The 14,449-nt window shown below is 70.7% G+C and carries 12 protein-coding genes; 8 read left to right on the forward strand and 4 right to left on the reverse strand.

The features are described from left to right. Positions 1-16 precede the first annotated feature (16 nt). On the forward strand, positions 17-751 hold the full coding sequence (locus C7H75_RS14755; protein ID WP_049799620.1) for an LppM family (lipo)protein: 735 nt from the start codon (positions 17-19) through the stop codon (positions 749-751). A 13-nt stretch (positions 752-764) separates the two neighbouring features. After that, positions 765-1,934: a glycosyltransferase family 2 protein gene (locus C7H75_RS14760; protein ID WP_106851518.1), complete on the forward strand. Its 1,170-nt coding sequence runs from the start codon at positions 765-767 to the stop codon at positions 1,932-1,934. Between the two features lie 3 nt (positions 1,935-1,937). Here the strand turns inward: C7H75_RS14760 and C7H75_RS14765 are convergent, their stop codons facing one another. Next, entirely contained in the window at positions 1,938-2,876 is a 939-nt protein-coding gene (locus tag C7H75_RS14765) for a methylenetetrahydrofolate reductase (protein ID WP_013416372.1), read from the reverse strand. A gap of 181 nt (positions 2,877-3,057) precedes the next feature. Between C7H75_RS14765 and C7H75_RS14770 the strand changes: the two genes are divergently transcribed. The 4 genes from C7H75_RS14770 (at position 3,058) to C7H75_RS14785 (ending at position 8,441) form a co-directional block, all read left to right on the forward strand. Further along, a complete protein-coding gene (locus C7H75_RS14770) occupies positions 3,058-4,179 on the forward strand; it encodes a polyprenyl synthetase family protein (RefSeq protein WP_317047790.1) in 1,122 nt (373 codons plus the stop codon). 14 nt (positions 4,180-4,193) lie between these two features. Continuing rightward, positions 4,194-5,771 (forward strand): phytoene desaturase family protein, encoded by a 1,578-nt coding sequence (gene crtI / locus C7H75_RS14775; RefSeq protein ID WP_175280037.1) that lies wholly within the window; start codon positions 4,194-4,196, stop codon positions 5,769-5,771. 85 nt (positions 5,772-5,856) lie between these two features. Then, entirely contained in the window at positions 5,857-7,482 is a 1,626-nt protein-coding gene (locus C7H75_RS14780) for an alpha-(1->6)-mannopyranosyltransferase A (RefSeq protein ID WP_005512512.1), read from the forward strand. A gap of 38 nt (positions 7,483-7,520) precedes the next feature. Beyond that, positions 7,521-8,441, forward strand: coding sequence for a phytoene/squalene synthase family protein (locus tag C7H75_RS14785; RefSeq protein ID WP_106851521.1), 921 nt, complete (start codon positions 7,521-7,523; stop codon positions 8,439-8,441). Between the two features lie 30 nt (positions 8,442-8,471). Here C7H75_RS14785 and C7H75_RS14790 read toward each other — a convergent pair whose 3' ends face one another. Next, the gene (locus C7H75_RS14790) at positions 8,472-8,840 is read right to left on the reverse strand and encodes an Rv2175c family DNA-binding protein (protein WP_013416376.1); all 369 of its coding nucleotides are present in this window, start codon (positions 8,838-8,840) and stop codon (positions 8,472-8,474) included. Positions 8,841-8,962: 122 nt separating this feature from the next. Between C7H75_RS14790 and pknB the strand changes: the two genes are divergently transcribed. Beyond that, positions 8,963-10,978 carry a Stk1 family PASTA domain-containing Ser/Thr kinase gene (gene pknB / locus C7H75_RS14795; RefSeq protein WP_084985190.1) on the forward strand — a complete coding sequence of 672 codons (2,016 nt, stop codon included), beginning with the start codon at positions 8,963-8,965 and terminating at the stop codon, positions 10,976-10,978. Between the two features lie 73 nt (positions 10,979-11,051). Here pknB and C7H75_RS14800 read toward each other — a convergent pair whose 3' ends face one another. Beyond that, entirely contained in the window at positions 11,052-12,437 is a 1,386-nt protein-coding gene (locus C7H75_RS14800; RefSeq protein ID WP_022596552.1) for a class II 3-deoxy-7-phosphoheptulonate synthase, read from the reverse strand. A 90-nt stretch (positions 12,438-12,527) separates the two neighbouring features. After that, positions 12,528-13,019: a polyadenylate-specific 3'-exoribonuclease AS gene (locus C7H75_RS14805; RefSeq protein ID WP_005512507.1), complete on the reverse strand. Its 492-nt coding sequence runs from the start codon at positions 13,017-13,019 to the stop codon at positions 12,528-12,530. Positions 13,020-13,109: 90 nt separating this feature from the next. Between C7H75_RS14805 and C7H75_RS14810 the strand changes: the two genes are divergently transcribed. Continuing rightward, positions 13,110-14,423: a glycosyltransferase 87 family protein gene (locus C7H75_RS14810; RefSeq protein ID WP_106851522.1), complete on the forward strand. Its 1,314-nt coding sequence runs from the start codon at positions 13,110-13,112 to the stop codon at positions 14,421-14,423. Positions 14,424-14,449: the final 26 nt, after the last annotated feature.

The following is a 14,449-nucleotide window of genomic DNA, read 5'->3' on the forward strand; positions in this document are numbered from 1 at the left end:
TGGCACGATGATCGCTGTGCAGCCGCCTTCCCGCCCGACTCCCCCACTGTCGTCCCGCCGCCCCCGCACGCGGGTGCTCGGTGCCGCTGTTCTCGCGCTGCTGCTCGTGCCGCTGCTGGCCGGCTGCCTGCGGGTGCAGGTCTCGATGGGTGTCTCGGCGGACGACAAGGTGTCGGGCCAGATCGTCGCAGCCACCGTCCCGAAGGACGACGACGACAAGGGGCCGCAGCTGACGCCACCCGACTCGCTCGCCGACCGGATGAGGGTGCAGGAGTACGACAAGGACGGTTACGTCGGCACCCAGGTGTTCTTCAGCGGACTGTCGTTCGGCGAGGTACGTGATCTCGGCTCGATGTCCGCCGACACCTCCGGCGTACTGCAGTTGTCGCTGCAGCGAGCCGGCGACCTGGTGAGCCTCGACGGCCGCATCGATCTCGAGGACGTTCCGGCGCAGGGCACCGACGTCCAGTTCACGATCGCGTTCCCGGCCCGCGTGGCCACCACCAACGGCACCCGGGACGGGGATTCGACCGTCACGTGGAAGCTGCCCGCGGGAGAGGTCACCAATCTGCGCGCCGAGGTTCGCTACGCGGACCCCAGCACCCGCAGCTTCGCCGGCTGGGCCGGCATGTCGGCGGGCGTGGCGATCGGTGTCGCGCTGATCGTGGGCGGCATGGCCTGGCTCCACCGCAACCGCAACACTCCGCCGCGGCCGCAGCGCGACAGATCCCTGGAGACGTCGACGCGGTAGCCGGTCCACTCCGATGGCAGCCCCACTCCGTCCACTGCGTTCGTCTCTGCTCGTGACCCGGAGCGCGGCGCTCGTCGCGCTGTCGGGGGCGGCGATCGCGGCCGTCAACGCCTGCACGATCCCCCGTCTCCACGCACGCCGCGTCACCGAACCCGTCACGGTGGTGGTGCCCGCCCGGAACGAGGAGAGTCGCATCGGCGATCTGGTGGCAGATCTTCGGCGGCAGACTCTCCTCGACACCCTGCGCGTGATCGTCCTCGACGACGAGTCGGCCGACCGCACCGCGGCGGTCGCGACGTCGGCGTTCGCGGGCGACGGCCGGTTCGCCCTCGTCCCCGGCGACGGTCCGCCGCCGGGATGGCTCGGGAAGAACGCGGCGTGCCACGAGGGCGCCACCCGCGCAGCCCGTCTGATGGACCCGGCCCGGCCCGGCGTGCTGGTCTTCCTCGACGCCGACGTGCGTCTGGCGGCCGACGCCCTCGCCGCGGCGGTGACCGCGCTGCGCGACTGCGGAGCGGACCTCGTCTCACCGTGGCCGCGGCAGGATGCCGCGACGGCCACCGAGCGACTGATCCAGCCCCTGCTGTGCTGGTCGTGGTTCTCGACGCTGCCGGTGACCGTCGCCAATCGCAGTACCCGCCCGTCGACCGTCGTCGCATGCGGGCAGTTCCTGGTGTTCGACGCCGCCGCCTACTACCGCATGGGCGGGCACGCTCCTGTCGCCGGCAGCCACACCGAGGACCTCGACATCGCGCGCGCCGTGCGCCGCCGCGGCGGCCGCACCGTCGTCGCCGCCGCGCAGGAGCGGGCGCACTGCCGGATGTACACGGACGCGGACGCGCTGCGGGACGGGTACACGCGCTGGCTGTGGACCGCCTTCGGGTCGCCCGCGGGCGCGGCCGTGGTGACGACCCTGGTCGCGGCGACCTACGCCGTCCCGCCGCTCGCGATGCTGTTCGGTCGCGGCCGCACCCGCGTCTGGGGCACCGCCGGCTACCTGGCCGCGATCGCCTCACGCATCACCGCTCGGGCCGTCGAACGCGGTTCACCGCCGAGTGGCCGGGATGTGGCCGATGCGGCGGCACATCCGGTGTCCGTCGCCGCCTTCGTGCGACTGGTCGCGGTGTCGCACCGCGACCGCCGCCGCCGGCGACTGCAGTGGAAGGGTCGACAGCTGACCTGACGGTCAGACCGACGCCGAGGCCGACATCCCGAGGTTCGCCAACACCTCGCCGGTGGCCCGCGCGAAATTGAGCGTGATGAAGTGCAGGCACGGCGCGCCCTCGGCGATGAGCCGCTCACTCATCTCGGTCGCGACCTCGATGCCGATCTCGCGCACCGCGGCCCGGTTCTCGTCGGGTCCGTCGCCCGCGGCGCGGGTGAGACGTTCCTCGAGCGCGGGCGGCAGACTCGAACCCGACAGTTCCAGGCTGCGCCGCGCCGAGCGCAGCGACGTGATCGGCATGATCTCGGGGATGATCGGCTTCTCGCCCTGCTCGCGGTCGTACGCGACGACGCGGTCGCGCAACCGCAGGTAGTCCTCGACGTCGAAGAACATCTGGGTGATCGAGTACTCGGCACCCGCTCGCAGCTTCTGCACCAGGTATTTGGTGTCGTGATCGAGGTCGGGCGCGCGGTAGTGGCCCTCGGGGAAGGACGCCACACCGACGTGGAAGTCGCCCATGTCGCGCACCAGACGCACCAACTCCTCGGCGTACTCGACGCCGTCGGGGTGCTTGACCCAATCGCCGAGCGGATCGCCCGGCGGATCCCCACGCAGAACCAAGATGTTGCTGATGCCGCGGTCGGCGTACGCCCCGCACATCGCGCGCAGTTCGTCGATGCTGTGCCCCACCGCGGTCAGGTGCGCAACGGGCAGAAGGGTGGTGTCGTCCGCCAACTGACCCGTGACGCGGACGGTGCGGTCACGCGTCGACCCGCCGGCGCCGTAGGTCATCGACACGAATGCCGGTCCGAGTCGCTCGAATTCGCGAACCGCACGCCACAGCCGCGCTTCGGCGGCCTCGTCGCGGGGCGGCGAGAACTCGACGGAGAAGGGAATCCGACCGCTCTTCGAAGCTTCGGACGAGCGGATCCGGTCCACGATCGAGGGGGTCTGAGTCACGAATCCCGCGCTGTTGCGCCCCCGGACGGCATCGAATGTCACCCGCCAAGCATAGGTTCAGTGCACTGGTCGGACCGCATCGCGTCGGCTCCCCGTCTCACGTGCCGGGACCTGGGCAGCACCCGACGCGACCGTGGAGAGGACCACTAAGGTTGGTCGGGAGGCTTTTCGAGAACTCGATTTGGAGGCTGTCCTGTCCGCTGGAGCCGGTGAGTCCACTCGCCCTTCGCCGTCCGTCCCACCGTTCACCGATACCGTCGAGGACGCCTTGCGGGAGTTCTTCGTCTCGCGCGCCGGCACGGTCGAGACCGTCGGCGGCGGCTACGCCGAGGCGGTCGCCGCGCTCGAGAGTTTCGTGCTGCGCGGCGGCAAGCGGGTGCGTCCCATGTTCGTCTGGACCGGCTGGCTCGGGGCCGGCGGGGACGCCACCGGGCCCGAAGCGCCGGCGGCGCTGCGGGCCGCGTCGGCCCTCGAACTGGTGCAGGCGTGCGCACTGGTCCACGACGACATCATCGACGCCTCGACGACGCGGCGCGGCTTCCCCACCGTGCACGTCGAGTTCGCCGACCAGCACAGTGCCCACCACTGGATCGGCGGATCGGCGGAGTTCGGCCGGGCAGTCGCCATCCTGTTGGGCGATCTGGCGCTGGCATGGGCAGACGACATGATCCGGGAGGCGGGACTGTCGCCCGACGCCCAGGCGCGTATCTCGCCGGTGTGGTCGGCCATGCGCACCGAGGTACTCGGCGGCCAGTTCCTCGACATCAGCAGCGAGGTCCGGGGCGACGAGACCGTCGAAGCTGCGTTGCGGGTCGACCGATACAAGACCGCCGCCTACACGATCGAACGTCCGCTGCACCTGGGCGCGGCGCTCGCCGGCGCGGACGACGCACTCGTCGCCGCTTACCGGACGTTCGGCACCGACATCGGCATCGCGTTCCAGTTGCGCGACGACCTGCTCGGCGTGTTCGGCGACCCCGAGGTCACCGGCAAGCCGTCCGGCGACGATCTCCGCGCCGGCAAGCGCACCGTCCTGTTCGCGGAAGCGCTGCAGCGGGCCGACGCGTCCGATCCGGCCGCCGCGGCGCTGCTACGCGAGTCGATCGGCACCGACCTGTCCGACGCCCAGGTCGCGACACTGCGCTCGGTCATCACCGATCTCGGCGCCGTCGACGACGCCGAGCGGCGCATCAGCGAGCTCACCGACAGCGCTCTCAGTGCGCTCGACGGCAGTACCGCCACCGACGAGGGCAAACTGCGCCTGCGGGAGATGGCCATCGCGGTCACCCGACGAGACGCCTGACCGCGGTGGTCGGCGTGCGCGTCGTACCCGGGGCGACGGACCGGGTCGTGGTGGTGGGCGCCGGGCTGGCGGGATTGGCCGCCGCCCTCCATCTGCGCGGCAGCGGACACGAGGTGACGGTCCTGGAACGGAGCGATCATCCGGGCGGCCGGGTCGGGACGTACCGATTCGCCGACCACGTGATCGACAACGGCGCGACCGTGCTGACCATGCCGGAACTGGTCCGTGACGCCCTCGCCGCGGTGGGCGCCGACTTCGATACGACGACGCCTCCCCTGCGTCTACACCGCCTGTCGCCCGCGTACCACGCCCGGTTCGCCGACGGCTCCTCGATCGACGTGCATTCGGACCCGGATCGGATGGTCGCGGAGGTGACCCGGGTCTGTGGGGCGGACGAGGCGCGCCGGTACCTGGAACTGCGCCGCTGGCTCGGTCGCGTGTTCGACGCCGAGTTCGACACGTTCATCGACGCGAACTTCGATTCCCCACTGGACCTGTTCGCCACGCGCGCCTCCGCGACGGACCTGGCCAGGCTGATCGCCGCGGGGGGCTTCGGCCGCCTGGGCAATCAGGTCGCCCGCCGGATCCGCGACCCGCGCCTGCGCCGGATCTTCACGTTCCAGGCCCTCTACGCCGGGGTGGCGCCGGCGAAAGCTCTCGCCGTCTACGGCGCGATCGCGCACATGGACACCTCGATGGGCGTCTCCTTTCCCGAGGGCGGGATGCACACCATCGCCGAAGCGATGACCGACGCGTTCACCTCGGCAGGTGGGCGGATCGAGTTCGGGGCGGAGGTGGTGGCACTCGAGCAGTCCGGCGATCGGGTACACGCGGTGCGCACCGCGGCCGGAGGGACGTTCGGGTGCGACGCCGTGGTGCTCACTCCGGACCTGCCGATCGTCGACGACTTGCTCTCCGCCCGCCGGCCCCGACGGCTGCGGATCTCGCCGTCCGCCGTGGTGCTGCACGGCACCGTCCCGTGCGACGTCTCGGCAGCCTGGGGCGCACCGCACCACCACACGATCGACTTCGGCGCCGAGTGGGAGCGCACGTTCGCCGAGATCGCGGCGCGGCCGGGTCGCGGCCGGTTGATGAGCGATCCGTCGCTGCTGATCACCCGACCCGCGGTCACCGATCCGGGTTTGCTGGTCGAACGCGACGGCGTCCGGCACGAACCGCTGTCGGTGCTGGCACCGTGCCCCAATCTCGACAGCGCCCCGTTCGCGTGGGACACCCTGGCCGGGCCGTACGCCCGTGAACTGCTCCGCACCCTCGAGCAGCGCGGATACCGCGGCATCACCGGCGGTTATGTCGTTGATCACATCGACTCGCCCGGGACGTGGGCCGCGCAGGGCTTGGCGGCGGGCAGTCCGTTCGCTGCCGCGCACGTGTTCCGGCAGACCGGGCCGTTCCGTCGTCGAAACCTGCCTCGACACCCGGTCAACGCGGTTCTGGCGGGCTCCGGCACGACGCCCGGTGTGGGCGTCCCCACGGTGATCGTGTCGGGGAAACTGGCCGCCGAACGCATCGACGGACGCGGACGGAAGCCGCGTTCCGGACTGCATGCCGAACATTCCGGTGGGACACACTAAACTGACTAGCCGTCCAGTACCGCGCGGCCGTCCAGCGTCGGCCGACGGTGATCGAGCACCTCATCCGGGGGAGGAATCTGTACCGATGTCGGCCCCTTCCGGACCCCTCGACACCGCGTCCGACCGTTCGTGGCTGCGCGCCGCCGGCGACTATCTGCGCACTCCCGAAGGCCACGCCACCGTGCTCGGGTTCATCGGCGCCCTGATGATCACGTTCGGCGGCTTCGGTGCCGGCAGCGTGCGCCGGCACGACCCTCTGCTCGAGGACGCCAACCTGTCGTGGCTGCGGTTCGGGCACGGCTACGTGTTGTCCACGATCGTCATCTGGGCGGGCGTCCTCGCAATGGTTGCCGCGTGGGTGCGACTGGGCCGCTCCGCGATCAAGAGCCGAGTCGGGGTTCGTGCCCTCATGTGGACGGTGCCGATCTGGACCGCCCCGATGCTCCTCGCGGTGCCGATGTTCAGTCGCGACGCCTACTCGTATCTGGCTCAGGGCGCGCTCCTGCGGGACGGGTTCGACCCGTACGCGGTGGGGCCGGTCGCCAACCCCGGCATCCTGCTCGACAACGTCAGCAATGTGTGGACCACGACGACCGCGCCGTACGGGCCGATCTCGCTGCTGCTGGGCCAGGGCATCACCAGCCTCACCGGCGACAACGTGATCGCCGGCACCATGATGCTGCGCCTGACGATGCTCCCGGGCCTCGCGCTGATGATGTGGGCGCTGCCCCGCCTCGCTCGGCAGTTGGGCGGCAACCCGGCGATCGCGCTGTGGCTCGCGGTGCTCAATCCACTGGTCCTCATCCACCTCGTCGGCGGCGTCCACAACGAGCTGCTCATGGTCGGCCTCATGGTCGCCGGCGTCACGCTGGCCCTCGATCGCAAGCATGTTCCGGCGGTGGCGGTCATCGCGATCGGAGTCGCGGTCAAGGCGATGGCCGGGATCGCGCTGCCGTTCATCGTGTGGATCTGGATGATCCACGAACGCGAGCGCGCCCAGGCCGAGGGCCGCGAGCCCGCCACCCCGCTGGCATCGTTCGTGAAGACGGCCGGCATCGGTGTCGCGGTGTTCGTCGCGGTCTTCACCGCGGCGTCGGCGGTCGCAGGTGTCGGGCTCGGCTGGCTCACGGCGCTGCAGGGGTCCGCGAAGATCATCAACTGGCTGTCGCTGCCGACGATCATGGCGCATCTCGTGACCGTCGGCACGGGCTGGTTCACCGGCGCGACGCTGGCCCCGGTCCTCGAGGTCACCCGCGCCATCTGCGCGGTCGCCCTCGTCACGACCCTCGTCTGGGTGTGGTGGCGCTTCCGGCGCACCGAACGCGACGCGGTACTGGGCATCCTCATCGCCCTCGTCGCGATCGTGATCCTGTCCCCGGCCGCCCTGCCCTGGTACTACTCGTGGCCGCTCGCGATCGCAGCCGGCTTCGCGATGTCGACCCGCACCCTGCAGGTCCTCGTCGGCCTGTCGACGTGGCTCATGCTCGTCTTCCAGCCCGACGGATCGATCGGCCTCTACACATTCCTGCATGTCGCGCTCGCGACGTTCGTCGCGGTCGTGGCCGCGGTGTCCCTCAAGACGGTCGATCCGCTGCGACTGCGGTCGGTCGCCGAGCCGACACCGGACATCCGCCTGCCGGAGGCACCGGAAGCCACAGCCGTCTCCGAGGCACTGGTCAGCGGTCCCGATCGGCGGCCGTCACCGCTGTGACACCGCCACGGGACTCCGATCTGGGCGCGGCCTATCGGATGTGCCGTGAACTCGCCGCCGAGCACGGTAGGACGTACTACCTCGCAACGCGACTGCTGCCCGCGGATCGGCGGCCGGCGGTGCACGCCCTGTACGGGTTCGCCCGCACCGTCGACGACGTCGTGGACGTGGACAGTGCCGACAACGCGGCCGACCCGGCCGCCGAGCGGATCGCCGCGGTCGACCGAATCGAGGCCGAGCTCGCCGCCGCGCTCGCCGGACGTCCGGTGACCGACCCCCGGTCCGGGCCGGTCGTGCGGGCGGTCGCGGACACCATCGACCGGTACGCGATTCCGGTCGAGTACTTCCGCGCATTCCTCGCTTCGATGCGGATGGACATCCCGGGCACCCCGGACTTCCAGGACGGGTACCCGGACATGGCGACATTGCGGCGCTACATGTACGGATCGGCGGTCGTGATCGGGCTGCAGATGCTGCCGGTCCTCGGCACCACGACACGTCTCGACGAGGCGAAGCCGCATGCCGCGGCGCTCGGCGAGGCCTTCCAGCTGACGAACTTCGTGCGCGACGTCGGCGAGGATCTCGCGCGGGGCCGGGTGTATCTGCCGGCGGACGACCTCGCCGCCTTCGGCGTGGACACGGAGCTGCTGCGGCACTGCAGGGAGACGGGCCTCGTCGATCCGCGAGTGCGGCGAGCACTGGGACACGTCGCGGCCCTCACCCGGGCGCTCTATCGCGAGGCCGAGCCGGGGCTGAACATGCTCGATCCGCGGGCCCGGCCGGGCATCCGGGCGGCCTACACGCTCTACTCGGAGATCCTCGACGAGGTGGAACGCAGCGGGTTCCGGGTGTTCGATCGTCGCGCGGTCGTGTCGAGGCGCCGACGGCTCGCGGTGGCGCTGCCGCTGCTGGTGCGCGCCACCCGGGCGAGAGCAGGTACGGCCGGGCGACAGGTCTGACCCGCCGCCCGGCCGCTACGCGGTGCTGTGTCAGAAGGCCATCGACTGGGCGCGGCGAACCACTTCACGCGCCTGGTCGGTGTGCATCGTCTCGATGGGCGTGGCGGACAGCGACTCGTCCTCGGTGAAGAGCCAGCGCAGAATCTCCTCGTCGTCGAATCCGCCGTCGCGCAGCACGACGATGAGGCCCGACAGCAGCCGGACCGGCTGGCCGTCGTCGCCGAAGAACGCCTCGGGAACACCGACGACGCTGTCGCGGCGGACCGCGATCAGCTTGTGGTCGCGCAGCAGCTGATGGACGTGGGTGACAACGATGCCCATCTGCTTCGACACGTCCGCCAACTGAAGCAGCGGGATCGAGCGGTCCAACACGTCATCGCAGTAAGGGATAGCACTCACTCCCGTAACGTTATCGGGTCGGCGGAGACGGTACGACCAGGGTCCCGCCGTGGAATCGGGTCGGGCGGCGTCTGCTGACTACGATCGAGATGAATCTGTGCACGGAAGCGAGGGGCGCGAGCGTGAATCCCGGAGGTCGACGGTTGATCGGTGTGGTGCTGGACAGGCGCTACCGCATCGATGCGCCGATTGCGCGGGGCGGCATGTCCACCGTCTATCGCGGCATGGACCTGCGTCTGGATCGCCCCGTCGCGATCAAGGTGATGGATCCGCAGTTCGCCGCCGATCCGCAGTTCCTGGCCCGGTTCGAGTTCGAGGCCCGGGCGGTGGCCCGCCTGGCCCATCCCGGGCTGGTGGCGGTCCACGACCAGGGCAGCGACGGCGAGCACGCCTTCCTGGTGATGGAGCTCGTCGAGGGCGGCACGTTGCGCGAACTGCTGCGCGAGCGCGGGCCCATGCCCCCGCACGCCGCGGCCGCCGTCGCGCGGCCGGTGCTCGAGGCGCTCGCCGTCGCGCACCGCGCCGGCCTGGTGCACCGCGACATCAAGCCCGAGAACGTCCTCATCTCGCACTCCGGCGACGTGAAGATCGCCGACTTCGGACTGGTCCGGGCGATCGCCGCGGCCGGCACGACGTCGCGCAGCGTGATCCTCGGTACTGCCGCATATTTGTCACCCGAGCAGGTCACCACCGGGACCGCGGATGCCCGCAGCGACGTCTACGCGGCCGGGGTGCTGCTGTACGAGATGCTGACCGGCGCCACACCGTTCACGGGCGACACGTCGCTGTCGATCGCGTACCAGCGGATCGACAACGACGTCCCGGAGCCGAGCACCGTCATCGACGGCGTGCCGGCGGAGTTCGACGACCTGGTGGTCCGCGCGACCGAACGCGATCCGGAGCAGCGCTTCGCCGACGCCGGCGCGATGGCGGCGCAACTGCGCACGGTGAGTACGCAGCTGGGGCTGCCGGACTACCGGGTGCCCGCGCCGCGCCGCTCCGCGCAGCAGTCCGCGACGCCCACGGCCGTCACACCACGCGCGCCCGGAGCGCCGGGACCGTACGCCGAGCCCGGGAGTCGGCCCGTCCCGGCCGCCGACGCACCGACCACGGTCACCCCGGCGGCGGCCCCCCAGGACGGCGTCCAGCACACCAAGGTCGTGACGACGGTGACGCCGCGGCCTGCCGACGACGATGTCTCACCGCTCGACGCTCCCCCGGACCGGCGCCCCTTCGGCGCGCCCGGGTCGCCGCAGCACGGTTCGCGGCGGACAGTTCTGGTGTGGCTGCTGGTGATCCTGTTGGTCGCCGGCGCGCTCGGTTTCGGTGGGTGGTGGCTCGGGTCGGGTCGCTACGCTGCGATTCCGGCCGTCGACGGTCTCGACAAGGCCGGCGCCACCTCGCAGATCGAGGCGGCCGGTCTGAGCGTGGAGACCCGCGGGGCGTACTCCGACACGGTGGCGATCGACACGCCGGTCGGCACCGATCCCGCGGCCGGTGAGCGCGTGACACGCGGGTCGTCGGTGGTCCTGCTGGTCTCGCTGGGGCGCCCGACGGTGCCCGAGGTCGGTGGCCGCGGCGACGTCGCGGCCGTGGAGGCGAGCCTGCGCGAGCGCACCTTCGTGCCGGTCGACGGTGGGGAGGCGTTCAGCGCGCGGGTTCCCGTCGGCGGGATCGCCGCCCTCGAGCCCGCGCCGGGCACCGTGCTCTCGGTGGGCTCCGAGGTCCGGATGCTGCGCAGCAAGGGCGCACCGCCGGTCGACGTCCCCGGGGTCGAGGGGATGTCGGAGGACGCGGCCCGCAAGGCGCTCGACTCGGTCGGCATCACCGTCCGCGACGTCCAGCAGGTCTTCGACGACAAGATCGACGCCGGCGACGCCGTCGGCACCGATCCTGCGGCGGGTACGTCCGTCAAGGCCGGTACCAGCGTCGTGCTGAAGGTGTCGAACGCCGTGAAGGTTCCGGCGCTGCTCGGCCGCTCGGTCTCGTCCGCCAAGTCCGAACTGGACAAGCTGGGGCTGCAGTACGAGGTGCGCCAGATCGTCAGCTCGGACCGCTCACTGATCATCTCGCAGAGCCCCGGCGCCGGCGACCGCGTCGCCCCCGGCGGCACCGTCACCATCACATCCCTGCTCTGACGATTTCCCGAAAACAGCTGAAGGGCCCCTTCGTGCGCTGCGAGCGTACGAAGGGACCCTTCAGCTGTTCGGGCTAGTCGCGCAGCATCTCCGCGACGAGGAACGCCAGTTCGAGCGACTGCTGGGTGTTCAGGCGCGGATCGCATGCGGTCTCGTAGCGACCGGACAGGTCGAGATCGGAGATGTCCTGCGCGCCGCCGAGACACTCGGTGACGTTCTCACCGGTCAGCTCGACGTGGATGCCGCCCGGATGGGTCCCGAGTCCGTTGTGGACCTCGAAGAAGCCTTGGACCTCGTCGACGATGCGGTCGAAGTGGCGGGTCTTGTAGCCGGTGGTGGCCTCGTGGGTGTTGCCGTGCATCGGATCGCACTGCCAGATCACCTGGTGACCGGTGGCCTGCACCTTCTCGATGATCGGGGGCAGCAGGTCGCGCACCTTGCCGTTGCCCATGCGGGAGATCAGCGTCAGCCGGCCCGGCTTGTTGGTCGGGTCGAGGCGCTCGACGTATTCGACGGCCTGCTCCGGCGTGGTCGACGGGCCGATCTTGAGGCCGATCGGGTTCGCGACCAGTTCGGCGAACGCGACGTGCGCGCCGTCGAGCTGCCGGGTGCGATCGCCGATCCACAGGAAGTGCGCCGACAGGTCGTACAGCTTGGGGTGATCGTCGGTGTTGTCGAGACGCAGCATGGCGCGCTCGTAGTCGAGCACCAGCGCCTCGTGGCTGGCGTAGATCTGCGCCGACTGCAGGTTCGGGTCGGTGACGCGGCACGCGTTCATGAACCGCAGGCCGCGGTCGATCTCGGCGGCCAGCGCCTCGTAGCGGGCGCCGGCGGGCGAAGACGAGACGAACTCACGGTTCCAGTCGTGGACCTTGTGCAGGTCGGCCATCCCCGAACCGGTGAGGGCCCGCACGAGGTTCATCGCCGCGCTGGCGTTGGCGTAGGCCCGCACCAGGCGTGACGGATCGTGGACACGCACGGCCTCGTCGGCGACGAGCGAGTTCACCATGTCGCCGCGGTACGACGGCAGACCCAGCGCGTCGGTGTTCGACGAGCGCGGCTTGGCGTACTGGCCGGCGATTCGCGCCACCTTCACGACCGGCATGCTCGCACCGTAGGTGAGCACGACGGCCATCTGCAGCAACGTACGAATGTTGCCCTTGATGTGCGGTTCGGTGTTGTCCGCGAAGGTCTCCGCGCAGTCGCCGCCCTGCAGCAGGAAGGCCTCACCGCGAGCCACCTCGGCCAGCTTCTGCGACAGCGCCTCGACCTCACCGGCCACCGTGATGGGAGGCACGCTCTCGAGGACGGTACGCATCGCGGCCGCCTGGTCGGCGGGCCACTGCGGCTGCTGCGCGGCGGGCTTGGCCAGCGCCGCATCCAGCTGATCTCGCATGGCTGCGGGCAGCGGCGGGAGTTCGGGCAAGCGGTCGATCGGAACGTCGACAGTCCAGTTCACCACTACAGGATATTCGCCTCGCCCGGGTGGGGTGAGCGAAGGCCCCCATTCACACGGAATCGTTGCCCCGGCCGGGGCTCGTGATTCGCGTCACCGGACCGAGCGGAACGCCTCGATCGCCTCGAACTTCGCGAGGTTGTGCCGGGCGTCGGCGAGCGCGTCGTGGGCGTCGTCGGGAACCGGCGGCAGCGGCGGGGAACCGTTCGTCTCCCAGTGCTGACGCAGTTCACGGGTGTAGCGCGGCATGCACGACGGCAGCTCCGTCATCGCGCCCCACAGCTGGCACAGCACGACGTGGTCGTACGCCGCCACCCATGCCCACAGCTCCGGTTCGATGCCCGGCCGGGGAACCAGGAACTTCATGAGGTCGTCACGGATGCGTGCGCGGCTCTTCCAGACCGGCGACGACGGCGAGGGCAGCTTCGGCAGCACGTTGCGGCGCACCCACTTGCCGGCGCGGTCCGGATCGAACTCGGTGGAGACGGCGTAGAACTCACGCCCGTCCTCGCACACCACACCGATCGAGACCAGCTCGATTGTGCGACCATCCTCGATGAACTCGCAGTCGTAGAAGTAGCGCACGGTGGGGAGCCTATGCCCCGGATCCCGAGCCCTCGACACTGCCCCGCTCGCGGGGTCACTCGACACCGTGCCCCGTGTTCGTAGAAGGATGTGGTGGTGCACAACCCCACGAGCGACTTCGCCGGCCCCTCCCCCGCGGACGACGGCGCACCGCCGAAGACGACGTGGAGCCCCGCCGCCGTCCTCGCGGCCAGGGTCGTCGTGGCCGCCGCGTTCACCCTCGGGGCCCTCTTCTACCTGGTCGGTTTCCCGGGTGTGCGCGACGTGGGCTTCCAGTACCACATCGATCTCGACGTCTACCGCCTCGGCGGCGCCGTCTTCGCGGCCGGGGACCCGCTCTACGGCGAGCTGCCGCCGACGTTCTTCGGCCAGCACCTGCCGTTCACGTATCCGCCGCTCGCCGCCGTCGTGTTCGCCCCGATGTCGTGGATCTCGCTGCAGGCGGCCGGCGCGGTGCTCACCGTGCTGTCCCTGGCCGCACTGGTCGCGACGCTCGTACTGGCGCTCGCGTCGGTGGGTGTGCGTCCGCGCACGACCCTGGTGTGGACGGCGCTCGGCGGCACGGCGGCCGCTCTCACGTTGGAGCCGGTCAGCTCGACGTTCGACTACGGCCAGGTCAACATCCTGCTGATGGTGTTCGTGGCAGCCGACTGTCTGATGAAGAAGACTCCGTGGCCGCGCGGCATCCTCATCGGATTCGTCGCGGCCGTGAAGCTCACCCCCGCGGTGTTCATCCTGTACTTCCTGTTCCGCAAGGACTTCCGGGCCGCGGTCACGACCGGAACGAGCTTCGTGGCGTTCGGCGCCATCGGCTTCCTCGTCGCCCGCGCCGACTCGTGGGAGTACTGGACCGAGACGCTGTTCGACTCGAGCCGCATCGGCGGCCCGGCCTACCCCGCGAACCAGAGCCTCACCGGCGTCCTCGCCCGGCTCGGGCTCGACCCGTCGATGCGGACCGTGCTGTGGCTGGTGCTGAGCGTGGCCGTGCTCGCGCTCGCCGCCGTCGCGATGCATCGGGCCTTCGCGGCCGGGCTGCCCGTCGTGGCGCTGTTCGTCAACGCGTTGTTCGGTCTGCTGGTCTCGCCCGTGTCGTGGTCACACCACTGGGTCTGGGTCGCGCCTCTGCTGATGGTCCTCGCCGTGGCCGCCTACCGGCGCCGCAGCGTCGTCCTCGGCGCCGCCGTCGCTGCCAGTTTCGTGCTGTTCGTCCTCGCCCCGCACTGGGAGCTCGGCGTCGGCCGCTGGGACGGGACCGGCTGGCCGCTGTGGGACCAGTTCCTCGCGTCGTCCTACGTGTGGTGGGCACTCGCCGTGATGGTCGCGGTGACGCTGTCCCTCGGCCGGCGGGCCCGTCTCCGCGCCGGGGTCGCCGACTCCCCCACGCAGCTGGCGCCCACCGCCTGACACGGTCTCGCCCGCGGTGTCGCGCC

The organism is Rhodococcus (subgen. Prescottella) equi (assembly GCF_003013675.1).
Classification (GTDB): domain Bacteria; phylum Actinomycetota; class Actinomycetes; order Mycobacteriales; family Mycobacteriaceae; genus Prescottella; species Prescottella equi.

Excerpts from the sequence above, each read along its gene's own strand:
- C7H75_RS14760 (WP_106851518.1), top strand. The coding sequence starts at position 765 with ATGGCAGCCCCACTCCGTCCACTGCGTTCGTCTCTGCTCGTGACCCGG.
- C7H75_RS14780 (WP_005512512.1), top strand. The coding sequence starts at position 5,857 with ATGTCGGCCCCTTCCGGACCCCTCGACACCGCGTCCGACCGTTCGTGG.
- C7H75_RS14785 (WP_106851521.1), top strand. The coding sequence starts at position 7,521 with ATGTGCCGTGAACTCGCCGCCGAGCACGGTAGGACGTACTACCTCGCA.